This window comes from Nocardia sp. FBN12 (genome assembly GCF_054031145.1).
Genome location: NZ_CM132926.1, coordinates 3,786,295 through 3,803,574, shown reverse-complemented (window position 1 = coordinate 3,803,574; position 17,280 = coordinate 3,786,295). Strand labels below are relative to the sequence as shown.

Below are 17,280 nucleotides of genomic sequence, written 5' to 3'. Positions count from 1 at the left end.
GCGGGCCGGGGCGCATCACGCGTCCCGGCCCGCTGGCGGCGCGGTTTACTACTGGCCGCGCAGCGCGTACGGCTCGATCGCGCCGCGCTCCAAGGCCCGCGCGTCGATGGTCTCGGCGCGGTAGGGGAGCAGGGCGAGACGGTCGCGCATGCCGCGGACCGGGTCGTCGATCTTCTCGTTCAGGCCGAACAGGAAGGTCCACTCGTGCTCATCGCTGCCGTAGGGGACCACGGTGGCGAACTGCTCCTGGAAACGGCCCCACGAGCGCTTCAGCGTTTCGTTGCGCCACATCGTCGCGCAACCGGCCTGGGCCGTCAGCACGCCGCCGGGTGCCAGCAGCGCCTTACACCGGGACAGGAACTCCGACTCGTAGAGGCGATTGTGCTGGGCGTCTTCGACGCGCTCGTCGGGCAGATCGATGACGATCACGTCGTAGCGGGTACCCGCTTCCTGGGCCTTGGCCAGGAAGTCCCAGCCGTCGGCGTAGTGCACGTGGATCGGGCCCTCGTGCGCCACCGCGGCGGTGAGCTCGGCGGTGGTGTAGCCGTAGGGCAGGTGCTCGGCGCACAGCTCCACTTCGCGCTGATCGATGTCGACATGGTCGACCAGGGTCGCCCCGGCCGCCACCGACATCTGCGAGGCCACACCCTCACCGGAACCGATGATCAGCACCCGATCGAGCTTCTCCGCCAGCACGAACGCGGGGACCATCATGGCCTCGTGGTAGGTGATCTGGGAGAACTCGGTGGACTGGCGGTCGTCGTCGGAGAACAGGGAGATGCCCTGGTCAGTCCGCGCGATCACCATGTGCTGGAACGGGGTGTTCGTATCGACGATCACCTCGTGCAGATCCCAGATCCGGGTCAGGCCGTCGCCCACCGGTTCGTAGATCTTCTCGGCGCCGTGGCCACGCTGGACCGTCTGCATCCGAACTGTGGTGGGGGACAACTTGTCTCGGAGCAAGTCGACTGCTTTCGTCGCGCCCGCACCGATGCTGCCGCAGGTGAAGACGTCGACGAAGATGTCGCCGGACTCCGGATAGGTGTGAATCGAGGCGTGAGACTCCGCCAACAGCGCGAGGACGGTCACCCCCTGCGGATCGAACTTTTTATGGACGACTTCGCAGATGGTGACGCCCGCCGCGAGCAGAGACTCACGCAACGCCGATTCGAGTCGTTCGAGATCGTCACACAGATCTGTGTCGACGCCACCGAACTCGGCCAGCACGTGCCAGCCGGTGAATTCCGCCGTCATGGCAAACTCACTCTCGCTCAGCGCCCGAGACATGAACGGTCAAGGGCGGAAAACCATTGAAGGACACCGACGAATAACTCGCGGTATAGGCGCCGGTGTGCAGGATCTGAATCCGGTCACCGGCTCGCAACGTGGTCGGCAGAAGGACCTTCGTGCGTTGATACAGTACATCGTCGCCGTCGCAGGTCGGACCCGCGACAACTGCCTCGTCGACCGGATCGCCGTCGCGATCGGTGACGAAACGGTAAGCGATGTACTCGTTCTCGGTCTCGGCCATACCGTTGTATCGGCCGATGTCGAGATACACCCAGCGCCGGCCATCCGGCGCGAAACGCACGCCGACGACCTCGGCGTGGATGGTGCCCGCGTTACCCACCAGCGCACGGCCGGGTTCCACGATCAGGCCGGTGGCCGCGGGCAGGAACTCGGCGGCGGCAGCTCCGATGGCCGCCGCGATCGCGGCGAGCTCGGGGGCGGCGTCGGCGTAGGAGATCGGCAGCCCGCCGCCCACGTTCACGGCGCCGACATGAATGCCCTTGTCCGCCAATGCTTTCACGATCTCACCGGCCTGCTCGATGCCGATCCGCCAGGCGGCGGGGTCGAGCTGCTGGGAGCCGACGTGAAAGTACGGGCCGCCGACCGTCAGGCCCAGATCGCGGGCGCGCACCAGCAGGCGAAGGGCCTCGGCGGGCGCGCAGCCGAACTTGGTGCCGAACGGGGTGCGTGACTCGGGGGCGCTCGACAGGAACCGGCATTCCACCTCGGCGCCGGGGGCGTGGGAGGCGATGCGGTCGAGGTCGTCTTCGGTGTCGAAGGCGTAGCGGCGCACGCCGAGGGCGAAGGCGCGCGCGATGTGGGCGCTCTTCTTGATCGGGTTGCCGTAGCAGAGGCGCTCGGGGGCGACGCCCAGCTCGAGGCACTGGTCGATCTCGCCGATGCTGGCGACGTCGAATTCGGCGCCTTCGTCGTCGAGCAGGGTGATCAGTTCCGCCACCGGCGCTGCCTTGACCGCGTACCGGATCCTGGTGCCGACAGCGACGGCGGCGTCGAGGGTTCGGTAGTTGGCACGTACCCGCTCGGGGTCGATGACAAGGTACGGAGATTCGGGCACGGTGAACTTTCGGTCGGCGGCCGGGAGAGACTATCAGCGGCGCCTACCCAACAACGAATCCGTCAAACATTCGTCATATTCGTCATAGGCAACTGGTATTACTCAGCCTGCGGTGACTGTGACCTCGTCGAACACGACCTCGCCCGCGGCGTCGGATTCCTCGAGGTCCACGATCGCCGTGAGTGCCCAGCCGTGATCGCCCGCCGGGTCGTCGATCACCTGGCGCACGTGCCAGAAACCGGGCCGCTGCTCGATCTGGAACAGCTGTGGGCCGCGCGCGTCGGGACCGGTGCCGATCGTGGCGTACTCGTCGAAATAGGGCGCGAAGTCCTCGGCCCAGTCGGGGCCGGTGCCGAGCTGGTCCAGTTCGTACCAGCGGCGGCGCGACGCCAGCTCCACCCGGCGGAACATGGCGTTGCGCACCATGATCCGGAAGGCGCGTTCGTTGGCGGTGATCGGGCGCACCGTTTCGGCGCCGAACGCGATCTGCTGGGCGTCGTTCTCGGCGCCGGGGTTGGTGAGCTGTTCCCATTCGTCCAGGAGGCTCGAGTCGACCTGACGGATCAGTTCGCCGAGCCATTCGGTGAGGTCGTCGAGGTCTTCGGTGCGGGCGGCGTCGGGCACGGTGCGGCGCAGGGCGCGGTAGGCGTCGGCGAGGTAGCGCAACACCACGCCTTCGGAGCGGGTCAGTTCGTAGTGCGAGATCAGTTCGGCGAAGGTCATCGCGCGCTCGACCATGTCGCGCACCACCGACTTCGGTGACGGCGCGAATTCCGACACCCAGGGGTGACCGGCACGATAGGTCTCGAACATCGGATCGATCAGCTCGGCCAGGGGCTTGGGCCAGGTGACTTCCTCGAGGAGTTCCATGCGCTCCTCGTACTCGATACCGTCGGCCTTCATTTCGTTGACGGCGACGCCACGGGCCTTGTGCTGCTGGGCCATCAGCAGCTGGCGCGGGTCCTCGAGGGTGGCCTCGATCAGCGAGACGACATCGATTGTGTAGGTAGGGCTTTCGCGATCGAGAAGGTCGAACGCGGCCAGCGCGAACGGCGACAGCGGCTGATCGAGCGCGAAATCGCGTTGCAGGTCGACGGTGAGCCGTGCCATCCGGCCCTTCGCATCGGGTTCGGAAAGTTGTTGCACCACACCGGCGTCGCGCAGCGAACGGTAGAGCCGCAGGGCGCGCAGGATGTGTTTGCGTTGCGCGGGACGCGGCTCGTGATTGTCCTCGAGCAGGTGGCGCATGGCGTAGAAGCAGTTGCCGGGGCGGGCGATCACGTTGAGCAGCATCGAGTTGGTCACCGCGAAGCGCGACACCATCGGCTCCGGCGGGGCGGCGATGAGACGGTCGAAGGTCTCCTCGCTCCATGAGACGAAACCCTCGGGCGGCTTGCGGCGCACCACTTTTCGCTGCTTCTTCGGGTCGTCGCCCGCCTTGGCGACGAGGCGGGTGTTCTCCACCTCGTGTTCGGGCGCCTGCACCACCACGGTACCCATGGTGTCGTAGCCCGCGCGGCCCGCGCGCCCGGCGATCTGGTGGAACTCACGGGCTTTGAGCCTGCGGGTGCGCACGCCGTCGTATTTGGTGAGGCCGGTGAGCAGCACGGTGCGAATCGGGACGTTGATGCCGACGCCGAGGGTGTCGGTGCCGCACACCACTTTCAGCAGGCCGTCCTGGGCGAGCTTCTCCACCAGGCGGCGATATTTGGGCAGCATGCCCGCGTGGTGCACGCCGATGCCGTGGCGGATCAGGCGTGACAGGGTCTTGCCGAAGCCAGAGGCGAACCGGAAATCGCCGATGGCGGCGGCGATCGCGTCCTTCTCGGCGCGGGAGGCGAAGTTCACGCTCGTCAGCGCCTGCGCGCGTTCGAGCGCGGCGGCCTGGGTGAAGTGCACGACGTAGACCGGCGCCTGGTGGGTGGTCACCAGCTCTTCGAGGGTTTCGGTGATGGGGGTACGCACGTACGAGAACGTCAGGGGGACAGGACGTTCGGTGCCCGCGACCACCGTGGTCGAACGGCCGGTGCGTGCCTCGAGATCGGTGGCGAAGAAGTCCACCTCGCCCAGCGTCGCCGACATCAGCAGGAACTGGGCGCGGGGGAGCTCGATGATCGGCACCTGCCACGCCCAGCCGCGGTCCGGGTCGGCGTAGAAGTGGAACTCGTCCATCACGATCTGGCCGACCTCGGCCGCCGCGCCCTCGCGTAGGGCCAGGTTCGCCAGGATCTCGGCGGTGGCGCAGATGATCGGGGCGTCGGCGTTGACCGCCGCGTCACCGGTCACCATGCCGACGTTCTCCGCGCCGAACACCTCACACAGCGCGAAGAACTTCTCGCTGACCAAGGCCTTGATCGGCGCGGTGTAGTAGCTGCGCTGTCCGTTGGCCATGGCGAACAGGTGCGCGCCGACCGCCACCAGAGACTTTCCGGAGCCGGTCGGGGTCGCCAGAATGACGTTCGAACCCGACGCCAACTCCATCAGCGCCTCGTCCTGCGCTGGATACAGGGTGGTGCCCTGCTCGGCGGCCCACGCCGCGAACGACTCGTAGAGTGCGTCGGCGTCGGTTCCGGGAATTTCCAGCAGGTCGGTCAGATCCACTCCGACCACCCTAGTGGGTGCGGCGGGTCAGTCCTTACCGCTGCCGGAGGTGTCGTCGTAACCACCTTGCTCGGCCAGGAAGCGCTCGAACTCGGCGCCGAGCTCCTCGCCACTGGGCAGTTCGCCGTCGGCGGCCAACAGGCTGGACTGCTGCTCCTGAGCGGTGACGAAGCTGTCGTACTGGCGTTCCAGCGCCGTGACGACCGTCTCCACCTCCTCGTTGCCCGCGATGTGCTCGGCGACCTGCTCACGCACGCGCGCGGCCGCCTCACCCAGCGCCGAGAGCGGCAGGTCGAGGCCCGCGTTGTCGGCGAAATTCTCCAGCAGCGTCTGCGCGGCCTCGGGGTAATCGGTCTGGGCTAGGTAGTGCGGCACATGCACCGAGAACCCGAGCGATTCGTGGCCGTGCTGTGCCATCCGGTACTCGAGCAGCGACGACGCGCTGCCCGGCACCTGCAACTCGCCCGGCCAGCGCTGGTGCTCGCCGATCAGCGAACGATCCGAGGAGTGCGCGGTGACACCGAGCGGACGGGTGTGCGGAATCGCCATCGGGATCGCCGAAAGGCCGATCGTGCGGCGCACGCCGAGCTGTTCGGCCAGCAGCCGCACCGCGGTGGTGAACTTCTCCCAGCGCAGATCCGGTTCAAGGCCCGAGAGCAGCAGGAACGGGGTGCCCGCGGTGTCGCGCAGCGCCCACAGGTTCAGTTCCGGTTCGGCGTAATCGGCGAAATGATCGGTGTTGAACGTCATCAGCGGGCGCCGGGAACGGTAATCGAGCAGTTCGTCGACGTCGAAGGACGCCACCAGCTCCGATTCGAGGCTCTCGCGCAGGTGAGTGGTCGCCAAGCGCACGGCGTGCCCGGCATCGGTGAACCCTTCGAGGCCGTGCACCAGCACGGGGCCCGCGCCGTCGTCCGCGGACAACTGCGGGGCCGGGAACTCCAGTTCGTACATATGCGACTGGTCATCCATCGCGTTTCTCCTTCCTGCGCGGTCCACCATCGCTCGCGGGGGTGGGGAAGCGGATCTCCATTGTCCCCCACGCGAGCAGTGCCATCACACACGGCCGGGGACGGCTCGTCCTGGTAGACAACATCATGCACGTCGCCTGCATTCCCGTTGGGTGTCGCGACCGGGCTGCTGGCGGCGGTCTACGCGTCGCGCGCGCTCCCACCCGGCGTGGCGTCAGCGGGCCGAACGACGAGGTGGGGCACAGTGGACAGGGTGAACGTGGCGCAGGCGACACCGATCCGCGCGGGTGATCCTGGCCTGCGCCGTTGGTGGCTGGGGTTGGCGGCGGTGTCGTTCGTGCTGACGGGGTGTGGGGACAGCGTCAGCGGGACGCCGGTCGCCGAGAGCGCGGTGTCGGTACGACAGGTCGACGGTGCGCTGGCCGACCTGCTGCCGTCGCCGGCGCGGTTTCCGGCGCGGTACCCGGCGGTGGTGCTGCCCGCGCAGGCCGCATCGGCCGCCGCGGGTGATCTCGACGGCGTGGGGGCAGGCGCCACTGTGCGCCCGGCGGAGTGCACACCGACCGAAATCGAGCCAGGTGGGGAGCCTGCGGCGGTGGCCGTCGGGTCCGACGAGGTGAGCCGTGCGACGCTGACGGTCGAATTGTCGCGCAGTGCCGAGCTGATTTCTCGCTTGCGCGAGCAGCTCAGCAGATGCGGGCAGATCCACGTTTCCCGGGCAGGGGCGGGCTCGACCGTCACCACCGTGCTCGACCAAGTCGTGCCGCCAGGGGCCGACGACGCGATAGCGTTGCGGCGCACCGTGGTTCCCGATGTCGGCGGGGCCGGGCTGACCCAGACTATGCAGACCTCGATCGGGCAGATCGGCGACGTACGGATCACCGTGACATCGATGACTTTCGGTGTGGGGCAACCGGATACGGCCGCCGTCGACGAAATGTTCGCGACAACCGTTGCCTCCGTGCGCGGTAGCTGAAGCCTCTACCACGAGGCGGTGACAGATTCGTTCGCGGCGCATCGCCGGGACCGGGATTACTCCACAGCTTCGGCGCTACTCACAGGGCGGATGAAAGTCCAGGTCGCCGCACCGGTGGTGCGGTAGGCAACGGGCACGGTGGAGCCATGACGCCTTCGACGAACTCCACCCGCCGGGCCAAGCGCACCGGACCGTTTCCCCGCGCGCTCGGCTGCGCCGAATCCACGCCCCGCTACCCAGGCGGGCTGCCGCGCCCACCGCTGCGGGTCGACGAACCCGGCGAACTGATCGCGGCCCTGCCCGCGATGCTCGGCTTCGTCCCGGAACGATCCCTCGTCGTCGCCGTGCTGCACGAGGTGGCGGGCGGGGCCGCCGAGGCGATCGAGGCGGTAGTGCGTTTCGACCTCGATGTGACCACCGACATGCGGCTTCTCGACCAGTTCATCGCCTGCCTCGGCTCGATCTGCCTGCGCGAAGAGGCCACCGGGGTACTCGCCGTCTTCGTCGAGGACCGCGCCGAGTTCGAGGGTGAGGAAGTCTTGCGTGCGGCGGATCTGGTCGCGGTGCTGGCCGATGACGGCATCGATGTTCGCGGTGCCTGGTCGGTGCCCGCGATCGCGGCAGGCGAGCGCTATCGCAGCGTGTTCGGCACGTTCGGGACCGGCCTTGTCGCCGATCCTTCGTCCTCGATCGTCGCGGTCTCACATGTCCTGGACGGCAAACAGATCCGCGGTTCCCGCCACGAGATGACCGCGCTGATGATTCCCGATGACCTGCTGAGCGCGCGGGTGCGTGCCCAGCTCGCGGAGGCGGACGCGCGATACCGGGGTGGGCTCACGGCGGCGACGCGCGCCGGCACCGTGTCGGCCTACCAGCGACGGGCACTGGAATGGGTGCTGTGGCAGATCGCCGACACGGCCTCCGGTGCCCCGCGTGCCGAACGCGAACTCGCGCGGTTGGCCGCGACCCTGCGCGACCGGCCGATCCGCGACGCCATGTACGGGCTGGCGCTGGGCGACCACGCCGAAGCAGCCGAGTTGCTGTGGGCCCAGCTGGCCAGGGCGACGCCGGGGCGCGATCGCGCCGAGGCCGCGGCCCTGCTCGGCTTCAGCGCCTACCTGCGCGGTGACGGGCCGTTCGCCGGCGTGGCGATCGCCGCCGCGGTGGAGGCCGACGCCGAGCATTCGATGGCGGTGCTGCTGGAGACCTCGCTGCAGACCGGTTTGCGGCCTGAACGGCTACGTAAACTCGCACACTGCGGTCACCGGATCGCAGCCGACCTCGGGGTCGATATCGGCCCGATCGCCCTGTGAGACAGGCGATCCGGCGGCCGCTGTCGACGTGCGGCGGCCGCCGTTGATTGATTCAGCGGGTGCTGGTGTGATTCAGCGGGTGCTGTGGGCTTTCGTGCCGAGCGAACGCAGGAAATCCCAGGCGTCGGAGACGATCTCGTCGAGGTCGTTGTGCTCGGGGCGCCAGCCCAGTTCGGCGACCGCGCGATCACTGGAGGCGATCAGCACAGCCGGATCGCCCGCGCGGCGCGGCGCGTCGATCGTCTCGATCGGCAGACCGGTGACCCGCTCACACGCCGAGATCACTTCGCGCACCGAGAAACCCGTGCCCGAACCGAGGTTGCAGATCCGGTGCGTGCCCGGCTGCGACGACGACAGCGCGAGCAGGTGTGCCTGCGCCAGATCGCGGATGTGGATGTAGTCACGCACACACGTACCGTCCGCCGTCGGCCAGTCGGTGCCGTACACCGAAATGGCCTTGCGGTGACCCAGCGCCACCTGCAACACGAGGGGAATCAGATGCGTTTCCACGACCCGGTTCTCGCCGAGCCCGGCATACGCGCCCGCCACATTGAAATAGCGCAGGCTGGTCGCGGCCAGGTCGTGCGCCGCCGCGTAGGAGGTGATGGCGTGATCGATGGCCAGCTTGCTCGCACCGTAGGGGTTGGTGGGGCGAGTGGGCGAGGCCTCGGTGATCGGGACCTGCTCGGGCTCGCCGTACACCGCGGCGGTGGAGGAGAACACCAGGCGCGGCGTGCCGGTCTCGCGGATCGCCTCGAGCAGCGTCAGCGTCTTCACCACATTGCCGTGCCAGTACTTCTCCGGTTGCTCCACCGACTCACCGACCAGCGACTGCGCCGCGAAATGCAGGACGCCGTCGAAGGATTCGGCGCGCAGCAGGTCGGGCGCCGCCACGGCGATGTCGCCGTCGACGAATCGGGCGCCGGCGGGGACGCCGTCGGCGTTACCGGTCGAGAGGTCGTCGACGACGACCACCTCGTGGCCCTCTTCGAGCAGCACTGCGGCGCAGACGCCGCCCACGTAGCCGGCGCCGCCGGTGACAAGAAGTTTCACGTATCAGACCAGCCTCACCTGGACGGCATGCGCCATCTCTTCGGACAGTTCGAAACCGCTGTGGCCCGGCACCGTGATCAGCACCGCACCCGGCTTGGTCTCCACGGTAACGCGGGCATCGGGCACCACGCCCGCCTCACGCAACCGACCGATGACCTCCGGGTCGGTCTGGATGTGCTCGGCCAGTCTGCGCACGACCACCGCGTGCAGCGCGCCGTTGGGCAGATCGGAGAGCCGGATCAGCTTCTCCTCGGCGGCGGGCGCGTCGGCGAGGCCGAGTTCGTCCAGACCGGGAATGGGGTTGCCGTAGGGCGAGGTGGTCGGGTGGTTGAGCACCTCGATCAGGCGTCGTTCCACCTCCTCGCTCATCACGTGCTCCCAGCGACACGCCTCGGCGTGCACGTTCTCCCAGTCCAAACCGATGATGTCGACCAGCAACCGCTCGGCGAGCCGGTGCTTGCGCATCACCGACACGGCCATGGACCTGCCTTTGTCGGTGAGCTCGAGATGGCGGTCGCCGGCGACGAGCAACAGGCCGTCGCGCTCCATCCGCGCGACCGTCTGGCTCACCGTCGGACCACTCTGCTCGAGGCGTTCGGCGATCCGCGCCCGCAAGGGCACCACGCCCTCTTCCTCGAGGTCGTAGATGGTACGGAGATACATCTCCGTGGTGTCGACCAGATCCTTCACCTGATACCCCTTCGTCTGCACGAATTCTACCCACGCGCGAACGCCGGTCCGCCCGTCGGACCAGCGGCCCTATTTCTACTGCATGTCAACGCCACACGGGGGCTGCTGCTTCCGGCTAGCGTGGCGAGCATGGTCACGTCGCCGCGCAGCGAACCCGCAGGGACCGTCGTGTGGACCGAGCGATTCCTCGGCTACACCTGGAGTCCGGAGCATCCGATGAAGCCGGCGCGCCTGCGGTACACCATGTCACTGGCCGAAAGCTTAGGTGTTCTCGATGGTGTCGAGCCGCTGGCACCCGATGCGGCGACCGAGGCCGACCTGATGCGGGTCCACAGCAGCTCCTACATCGAGGCGGTGCGCCGGGCAGGGCAGGGGCCGCCGACGGCCGAGGACGCCGTCTACGGGCTCGGAACCGCCGACAATCCGGTGTTTCCGCGCATGCACGAGGCGGCGTCGGTGATCGTCGGCGGCACCCTCGCCGCCGCACGGGAGATCGCGGCGGGCCGGACCCGGCGGGCGGTGAGCATCGGCGGTGGAATGCACCACGCCATGCCGGATTCGGCGGCGGGGTTCTGCGTCTACAACGATGCCGCGATCGCCATCTCCTGGCTGCTCGACCACGGCTTCGACCGCATCGCCTATCTCGATGTCGACGTCCATCACGGCGACGGCGTGCAGCGCGCGTTCTACGCCGATCCCCGTGTGCTCACCGTATCGATGCATCAGCATCCGGCGACGTTGTGGCCCAATACCGGCTGGCCGGAGGAGACCGGCGTCGGGGCGGCCGAAGGCACCTCGATCAACCTGCCGCTGCTGCCGGGCACGCGGGATGCGCAGTGGCTGAGAGGGTTTCACGCGGTGGTGCCCGGTGCGGTGGCCGCGTTCCGGCCGCAGATCATCATCAGCCAATGCGGTGTCGACACCCACCGCGAAGATCCACTGGCCGACCTGGAACTCACCGTCGACGGCCAGCGGGCGGCCTTCCTGGCGATGCGCGACCTGGCCGACGAGTACGCCGAGGGACGGTGGCTGGCCGTCGGCGGCGGGGGATACGGCGTGGTGCGGGTGGTACCGCGAGCCTGGACTCATCTGCTCGCCGCGGCACTCGACCGGCCCCTGGCCCCCGAAACGCCGGTGCCCGCCGACTGGATCGAACAGGTGCGTGCGTCCGCGCCGCGCGTACAACCACCGACCACGATGGGCGACGGCGGCGACACCGACTACCGCGCCTGGGACGGACCAGGCGGCACACCGGAGATCGGCGTCGCGGGCCAGATCCGCGCGCAGCGCGCGGTCGACACCGCCATCACGGCCACCCGGCGGGCGAGTTTCGGCCTGCTCGGACTCGACCCGGAGGACCCCCGTGACTGAGCCACTGCTGCCCGATACCGCCGACACACCGGCGAATCCGCCTGCGCCACCCCAGCATTGGTACGGCGATGTACTCGCCGCCGACGGTGGTGTCGTCCGGGTGCGCCCGATCATGCCCGCCGATGCCGACGCACTCGCTGCCTTTCACACCGGCCTGTCCGACCGCACCCGGTATCTGCGCTATTTCGGTCCGTACCCGCAGATCTCGCCGAAGGACATGTACCGCACCACCCACGTCGACTACCGCGATCGGGTCGGACTCGTGGCGGTGCTCGGCCCCGCCATCATCGGCGTGGCCCGCTACGAACTGCTCGCCCGGCAGGGCCCACGCGCGGCCGAGGTGGCCTTCGTGGTCGCCGACGAGCATCAGGGGCGCGGGCTCGGCTCGGTGCTGCTCGAGCACCTGGCCGGGGCCGCCGCCGAGAACGAGGTGGTCGCGTTCGTCGCCGAGGTGCTGGCCGAGAACGAGGCCATGATCACGGTCTTCCGTGAGGCGGGTTATCAACTGCAGCGCAGCCGCGACGGTTCCGAAGTGCACCTCGAATTCGCCATCGACCCCACCGAGGCGTTGCGCACCGTGCGGGACGCGCGCGAGGCGGCCTCAGAGGCGCGCAGCGTCGGCAACCTGCTCGCGCCCAGTTCGGTCGCGGTGATCGGTGCGTCGCCGGAACAGACGCGCGTCGGCGGTGCCGTGCTGGCGAACCTGCTCGCCGGCGGTTTCAGCGGGCCGGTGTTCCCGGTGAATCTGCACCGGCGTTCGGTGCGTGGCGTGCGCGCGTACGCCACGGTGCGCGAGATTCCCGACGAGGTGGACCTGGCGGTGGTGGCGGTGCCGCCCGCCGCGATCGGGGCCGTTCTCGACGATTGCATGGCCAAAGGCGTCAAGGGTCTGGTCGTGCTGACCGCGGGCTTCGGCGAGACCGGGGCAGCCGGGTTGGCCGCCGAACACGACCTGGTCGCCGCGGCACGCGGGCACGGTATGCGGGTGGTCGGCCCCAGCGCGCTCGGCATCGCCAACACCGACCCGGCTGTCGGCCTCAACGCGACCCTGGCCCCCGTGCTTCCCCAGCGCGGAAGGATCGGCTTCTTCTGCCAGTCCGGTCCCCTCGGCGCGGCGATTCTCGGCGAGGCCGCGGCCCGCAACCTGGGCCTGTCGACGTTCGTCTCGGCGGGCAACCGAGCCGATGTGTCCGGCAACGACCTGCTCCAGTACTGGGACACCGCTGCCGACACCGAAGTGATCCTGCTGTATCTGGAGAGCTTCGGTAACCCGCGCAAGTTCTCCCGGCTGGCACGCCGCGTCGCCCGCGGCAAACCGATCGTCGCGGTGAGCAGTGGCCGTCTCGCGGCAGGTGCCGACATGGACCGCACTGTGGTCCGTGATCTCTTCGGTCAGGCCGGAATCATCCAGGTCGACTCCATCTCCGAACTGTTCGATTGCGCTGCCCTGCTGGCCTGTCAGCCGCTGCCGAAGGGGCCAAGGGTCGCGGTGGTCGGCAACAGTGCCGCGCTGAACTGGCTGGCCATCGACGCCGCCCGCAGCGAAGGGCTCAGAGTGCATCGGCCCGTCACCGCCGTCGACCGGGGTCCCGGTGCCCGCCCGACCGAGCACGGAGCGCAAGGTGCCCGGCCGACGGATGCGCAGAGTGACGGGCCGGACGGGTGGGGCGCGGACAGCGCCCAGCCGACCGAGCGGGATTCCGGTCGTGCAGATCGTGTTGGCCGGCGGGCCGGACGGGGTGGGGTGGGGTGGGGACCAGATCGCGTCGGCCGGACCTCGTGGGGCGTGCGTAGTGCCCGGCGGGCAGACCGTGGTGCGGACGCTGCCGAGCCCGTCGAGCGGGATCTGGACACCGCTGGGCCCATCGAGCCGGGTGTGGACAGCCCGGTCGTGGACGGGCCGGTCGACCTCGGACCGGAGGCGACGCCGGCCGACTTCAGGGAAGCGGTGCTCGCCGCGCTGCGCAGCGACGAGGTCGACGCGGTGATCGTGGTGGTCGCCCCGCCTGTTCCGGTACCGATGGAGGGTTTCGGGGACGCGCTGCGGGCGGCCGCCGCGGCGGCGCCGGGCAAGCCGGTGCTCACCACGTTTGTCGCGGAATCGGGGATTCCGCGCCAGCTGGCGGTGCGGACCACCGCGGGGGCGCCGGCGCGTGGATCCATCCCGTCCTACCCGGACCCGGAGCGGGCCGCGCGTGCGCTGGCCAGGGTCGATCGATACGCGCGCTGGCGTGACCGGCCGATCTCCCCGGTGGTTCGCCCGCAGGGGATCGACACCGCGGCCGCCGAGGAATTGGTGGCGGGCTGGCTGGCGGAATCGGGCGGGCGGTGGCTCACCGACGAGGAGGCGGCGCGGCTGCTGGGGTGCTACGGCATCGACGTGGTGGAGTTCCGGGCGGTGCGCGACGCCGAGCAGGCTGTTGCCGCCGCCGCGGAGCTCGGATATCCGGTCGCGGCCAAGGCCACAGGGGAGCTGTGGCGGCGCAGACCGGATCTGATCGGCGTTCGCCTGGATCTGTGGGGACCGGACGCCGTCCGCCAGGCCTACACGGATCTGGTGGAGATCTGCGGAGATCCGCTGTTGCACGTGCAGAAAATGGCGACCAAGGGTGTCGGTTGCGTCCTGCGGGTCACCGACGACCCCTCGTTCGGATCGGTTATCCAATTCGGCCTGTCCGGCATGATCATCGACCTGCTCGGCGACCGCGCCTACCGTGCACTCCCGCTGACCGAGGAGGAGGCGACCGCGCTCATCGACGCACCGCGCGCGGCACCCCTGCTGTCGGAAGGACCAGGCCGGACAGGTGTCGACAAAGCTGCCTTGGCCGAACTGGCCCAACGCATTTCGGCACTGTTCGACGACATCCCCCAGATGCGCGAACTGTCCTGCGACCCCGTCCTCGCCGCCCCGGCATCGGCCGAGATCATCTACGCACGAGCCCGCATCGGCCCCGAACCCAGCCGCTTCGACACAGGCCCGCGCCGCTTGGCCTGAAGCGGTACCGACCGACCCGCCCAGCGGCGTGGCCTCGGCTTGTGCCGGGCACTGACGTGCCGACCTGCACGACCGGTGATCGGCCGATCGAGGTGACTGCGAGATGGTGCGTGCGGCCGGTGGAACGAACAACGCCGACCGGCTCGCGACCCGGAGGGGGAGGGATGCGCGGTCGCCGGTCGGCGTTTGGGCAGACGACCCCGCGGGGCCGTCGAGTTCGGAGGATCAGCTGGCGTAGGCGCGCAGCCGGTCGGCGCGGTCGCCCTTGCGCAGCTTGGACATGACCTCGCGCTCGATCTGGCGGACCCGCTCACGGGACAGGCCGAACAGCTTGCCGATCTGGTCGAGGGTGCGCGGCTGGCCGTCGTCGAGGCCGAAGCGCAGGCGGATGACCTGCTGCTCGCGCTCGTCGAGGGTGGCGAGGACGCTGCGCACGTCGTGGTGCAGCAGGCCCGCGATCACGGCGCTCTCGGCGGAGGTGGCCTCGGAGTCCTCGATGAAGTCGCCGAGCGGGGCCTCCTCGTCGTTGCCGACGGGCATGTCCAGGCTCACCGGGTCGCGGCTGTGGTCGAGCAGATCGGCGATCTTGCCCTCCGGGATGCCCGATTCGTTGGCGAGTTCGGCGTCGGTGGCCTCACGGCCCAGCTGCTGGTGCAGTTCACGCTTGATCCTGGCGAGCTTGTTCACCTGTTCGACCAGGTGCACGGGCAGCCGGATGGTGCGGCTCTGATCGGCCATGCCGCGGGTGATGGCCTGCCGGATCCACCAGGTGGCGTACGTGGAGAACTTGAAGCCCTTGGCGTAGTCGAACTTCTCCATCGCGCGGATGAGTCCGAGGTTGCCCTCCTGGATGAGGTCGAGCAGTGGCATGCCACGGCCGGTGTAGCGCTTGGCCAGGGAGACGACCAGGCGCAGGTTGGCCTCGAGCAGGTGCGAGCGGGCGGCATTGCCCTCGCGGACCAGGATCAGCAGATCACGCTTGCGAGCCGGCGATAACCGCTTACCGGTATCGAGCAGGTTCTGGGCGTACAGGCCCGCCTCGATGCGCTTGGCCAATTCGACCTCGTCGGCCGCCGTGAGCAGTGCCGTGCGTCCGATTCCGTTGAGGTACACGCGTACCAGATCGGCTGCGGGGCTCTGGGCGTCGATATCGGCCTCGCTGGGGCGCAAGCGAGTGGTGGCGGGGCTTGTCATGACTTGCCTCCTGTCGGTGGTGTCTTACTCCGATCAACGGACCCGACTTAGAGAAAGTTCCCGATCCCGCGGTCGATAAACCGCTCTGAGCTGCTGGTTCCCACCCCAACGGCTGAGAAGTTCCTGAGAAGAGGGCCGTGGTCGGAACTCACCCCTACCGACGGGAGCCTCAGACGGGCCGCACGAGTCCGTGGCGGACGAGTCCGGCGACCACACCGAGTGCCTGTGCGGCGAATTCCGGCGTGACCTGCTCGGCTCCGTCGGCGAGCGCGAGTAGTTCGATCAGTTCGTACAACGGCAGCCCGTCGGGCCGCATTCCCGCGACCAGGGCGACCGTCGTCTCATCGACTTCGTGCTGCCAGCGCGGTCCGTCGCCGCGATGCAGCCGGGCCACCTGCTCGGTCCAGCCGAACTCGCCGGGCAGGAACACCCGTTCCAGTGCGGTCGCCGGGCTCGGCGCGAAACGGGATGTCCACGCGAGGTTTTCGTCGGTGGCCACCGCGCGCAGCCACGCCGATCGCGCGAAGTAGCCGGCCACTTCCGTGCCGAGGGGGTCGTCGAAACCGTGGGTGAGGTCCTCGGCGAGGAGTTCGGTGGGGCCGTCGATCGCCCGCAGATAGACGAACCCGAAACCCACGCCCTCGACGTCGGCGGCCTCGAAAGCGTCGAGCCACCGCGCCGCCTGCTCCTGGGCGGCCGGATCACGGGGGTCGAGGCCCGCGTCGCGCAGCCAGGTGCCGACATAGAGGGCGGGATCGGCGACATCGCGCTGCACGATCCACGCGTCGACGCCGTGCGCGGGCAACCAGCTCGACACACGGTGGCGCCAGTCCTCGCCGTCCACGTGCACCCAGGCGGCGAGCATGGCCGCGGTGCCGCCGGGGGCAAGCAGCTCGGGCGCCTGCCCGATGACCAGTTCGCTGGCGCCGTCAAGGGCGAGCCCGGAGTCGCGGTAGGTGTGTTCGATGCGACCCGGGCCAACCACGAACGGCGGATTGGCCACGACCTGATCGAAACGCCGCCCGGCCACCGGCTCGAACCAGGACCCCTCGACGAGCTCGATGTCGAGTTCGTTGAGCGCGGCCGTGGCCCGCGCGAGCCACAGGGCCCGTGCGTTGACGTCGGTCGCGGTGACCCGGCCCGCGTAACCGGCCGCGTGTACGGCTTGCACGCCGCAGCCGGTGCCCAGATCCAGCACGGTGCCGACAGGTTCTGTCGGCGTCGCGCGCAGCAAGGACAGTGACGCGTGCCCGACGCCGAGGACGTGGTCGGCGGTGAGCGTGCGCCGCCGCATCGAATCGTCGAGATCGGACAGGATCCACCGCGTACCCGCGCCGGCATCGAGCGGTCGCAGATCCAGCGCCGCCCTGACCTCGTCACCCTCGCGCGTGAGCAGCCCAGCCGCCACCGCCGCGTCGATGCGCACCGGCGCCAGCGCGGCCGCGACCGCACGCTCCGGCAACACGTCGCCCAGTAGCAACAACCGCACCAGCGTGCCGAGCTCACCTGCCGCTCGCGCGGCCCGGCGCACCGGCACCGGCTCCGAACGGCTCAGTGCCGCATGCACATCCGGCCCCAACGCCTCCACCAGCGTGTCGGCGTCGTACCCGACCCGGATCAGCGCGGTGCGCAAGTCCGGGCACAGCGCGGTGAGCAGGGAGTCGGTCATCGTCGGGTTCGTAGGCACCCGCTCACTCTGCCAGGACCGCGAGTGCGGAGATCGACCAGCTGCGCTGCGTGTCGCCGAGCGC

At 69.2% G+C, this 17,280-nt stretch carries 12 protein-coding genes; 4 read left to right on the top strand and 8 right to left on the bottom strand.

The window, feature by feature from the left end:
- Nucleotides 1-48: 48 nt before the first annotated feature.
- From speD to ACWZHB_RS18255, 4 genes are all read right to left on the bottom strand, one after another.
- On the bottom strand, nucleotides 49-1,254 hold the full coding sequence (gene speD, locus ACWZHB_RS18270) for an adenosylmethionine decarboxylase (RefSeq protein WP_427903082.1): 1,206 nt from the start codon (nucleotides 1,252-1,254) through the stop codon (nucleotides 49-51).
- Nucleotides 1,255-1,261: 7 nt separating this feature from the next.
- Complete coding sequence (locus ACWZHB_RS18265) at nucleotides 1,262-2,365, bottom strand: type III PLP-dependent enzyme (RefSeq protein ID WP_427903081.1); 1,104 nt, start codon at nucleotides 2,363-2,365, stop codon at nucleotides 1,262-1,264.
- A gap of 102 nt (nucleotides 2,366-2,467) precedes the next feature.
- A complete protein-coding gene (locus tag ACWZHB_RS18260; RefSeq protein ID WP_427903080.1) occupies nucleotides 2,468-4,966 on the bottom strand; it encodes a DEAD/DEAH box helicase in 2,499 nt (832 codons plus the stop codon).
- A gap of 27 nt (nucleotides 4,967-4,993) precedes the next feature.
- Nucleotides 4,994-5,938 carry a PAC2 family protein gene (locus tag ACWZHB_RS18255; protein WP_427903079.1) on the bottom strand — a complete coding sequence of 315 codons (945 nt, stop codon included), beginning with the start codon at nucleotides 5,936-5,938 and terminating at the stop codon, nucleotides 4,994-4,996.
- 252 nt (nucleotides 5,939-6,190) lie between these two features.
- Between ACWZHB_RS18255 and ACWZHB_RS18250 the strand changes: the two genes are divergently transcribed.
- Both ACWZHB_RS18250 and ACWZHB_RS18245 read left to right on the top strand, forming a co-directional pair.
- The gene (locus tag ACWZHB_RS18250) at nucleotides 6,191-6,913 is read left to right on the top strand and encodes a sensor domain-containing protein (protein WP_427903078.1); all 723 of its coding nucleotides are present in this window, start codon (nucleotides 6,191-6,193) and stop codon (nucleotides 6,911-6,913) included.
- Nucleotides 6,914-7,059: 146 nt separating this feature from the next.
- Nucleotides 7,060-8,226: a DUF4192 domain-containing protein gene (locus tag ACWZHB_RS18245; protein ID WP_427903077.1), complete on the top strand. Its 1,167-nt coding sequence runs from the start codon at nucleotides 7,060-7,062 to the stop codon at nucleotides 8,224-8,226.
- Nucleotides 8,227-8,298: 72 nt separating this feature from the next.
- Here ACWZHB_RS18245 and galE read toward each other — a convergent pair whose 3' ends face one another.
- A complete protein-coding gene (gene galE, locus ACWZHB_RS18240) occupies nucleotides 8,299-9,279 on the bottom strand; it encodes a UDP-glucose 4-epimerase GalE (protein ID WP_427903076.1) in 981 nt (326 codons plus the stop codon).
- Between the two features lie 3 nt (nucleotides 9,280-9,282).
- Nucleotides 9,283-9,969, bottom strand: a complete 687-nt coding sequence (locus ACWZHB_RS18235) for a metal-dependent transcriptional regulator (protein ID WP_427909205.1) — start codon at nucleotides 9,967-9,969, stop codon at nucleotides 9,283-9,285.
- A 129-nt stretch (nucleotides 9,970-10,098) separates the two neighbouring features.
- Here ACWZHB_RS18235 and ACWZHB_RS18230 point away from each other — a divergent pair, with 129 nt between their 5' ends.
- Together ACWZHB_RS18230 and ACWZHB_RS18225 are read left to right on the top strand one after the other, a co-directional pair.
- Nucleotides 10,099-11,340, top strand: a complete 1,242-nt coding sequence (locus tag ACWZHB_RS18230) for an acetoin utilization protein AcuC (protein WP_427903075.1) — start codon at nucleotides 10,099-10,101, stop codon at nucleotides 11,338-11,340.
- Entirely contained in the window at nucleotides 11,333-14,335 is a 3,003-nt protein-coding gene (locus ACWZHB_RS18225) for a bifunctional acetate--CoA ligase family protein/GNAT family N-acetyltransferase (protein ID WP_427903074.1), read from the top strand. The genes ACWZHB_RS18230 and ACWZHB_RS18225 overlap by 8 nt, the downstream gene beginning before the upstream one ends.
- A gap of 225 nt (nucleotides 14,336-14,560) precedes the next feature.
- Here the strand turns inward: ACWZHB_RS18225 and ACWZHB_RS18220 are convergent, their stop codons facing one another.
- Nucleotides 14,561-15,529 (bottom strand): sigma-70 family RNA polymerase sigma factor, encoded by a 969-nt coding sequence (locus ACWZHB_RS18220; protein WP_266291027.1) that lies wholly within the window; start codon nucleotides 15,527-15,529, stop codon nucleotides 14,561-14,563.
- A 169-nt stretch (nucleotides 15,530-15,698) separates the two neighbouring features.
- The gene (locus ACWZHB_RS18215; protein WP_427903073.1) at nucleotides 15,699-17,198 is read right to left on the bottom strand and encodes a DUF7782 domain-containing protein; all 1,500 of its coding nucleotides are present in this window, start codon (nucleotides 17,196-17,198) and stop codon (nucleotides 15,699-15,701) included.
- Between the last annotated feature and the right edge of the window lie 82 nt (nucleotides 17,199-17,280).

Excerpts from the sequence above, each read along its gene's own strand:
- ACWZHB_RS18215 (WP_427903073.1), bottom strand. The coding sequence starts at position 17,198 with ATGACCGACTCCCTGCTCACCGCGCTGTGCCCGGACTTGCGCACCGCG.
- speD (WP_427903082.1), bottom strand. The coding sequence starts at position 1,254 with ATGACGGCGGAATTCACCGGCTGGCACGTGCTGGCCGAGTTCGGTGGC.
- ACWZHB_RS18230 (WP_427903075.1), top strand. The coding sequence starts at position 10,099 with ATGGTCACGTCGCCGCGCAGCGAACCCGCAGGGACCGTCGTGTGGACC.
- ACWZHB_RS18255 (WP_427903079.1), bottom strand. The coding sequence starts at position 5,938 with ATGGATGACCAGTCGCATATGTACGAACTGGAGTTCCCGGCCCCGCAG.
- ACWZHB_RS18245 (WP_427903077.1), top strand. The coding sequence starts at position 7,060 with ATGACGCCTTCGACGAACTCCACCCGCCGGGCCAAGCGCACCGGACCG.
- ACWZHB_RS18220 (WP_266291027.1), bottom strand. The coding sequence starts at position 15,529 with ATGACAAGCCCCGCCACCACTCGCTTGCGCCCCAGCGAGGCCGATATC.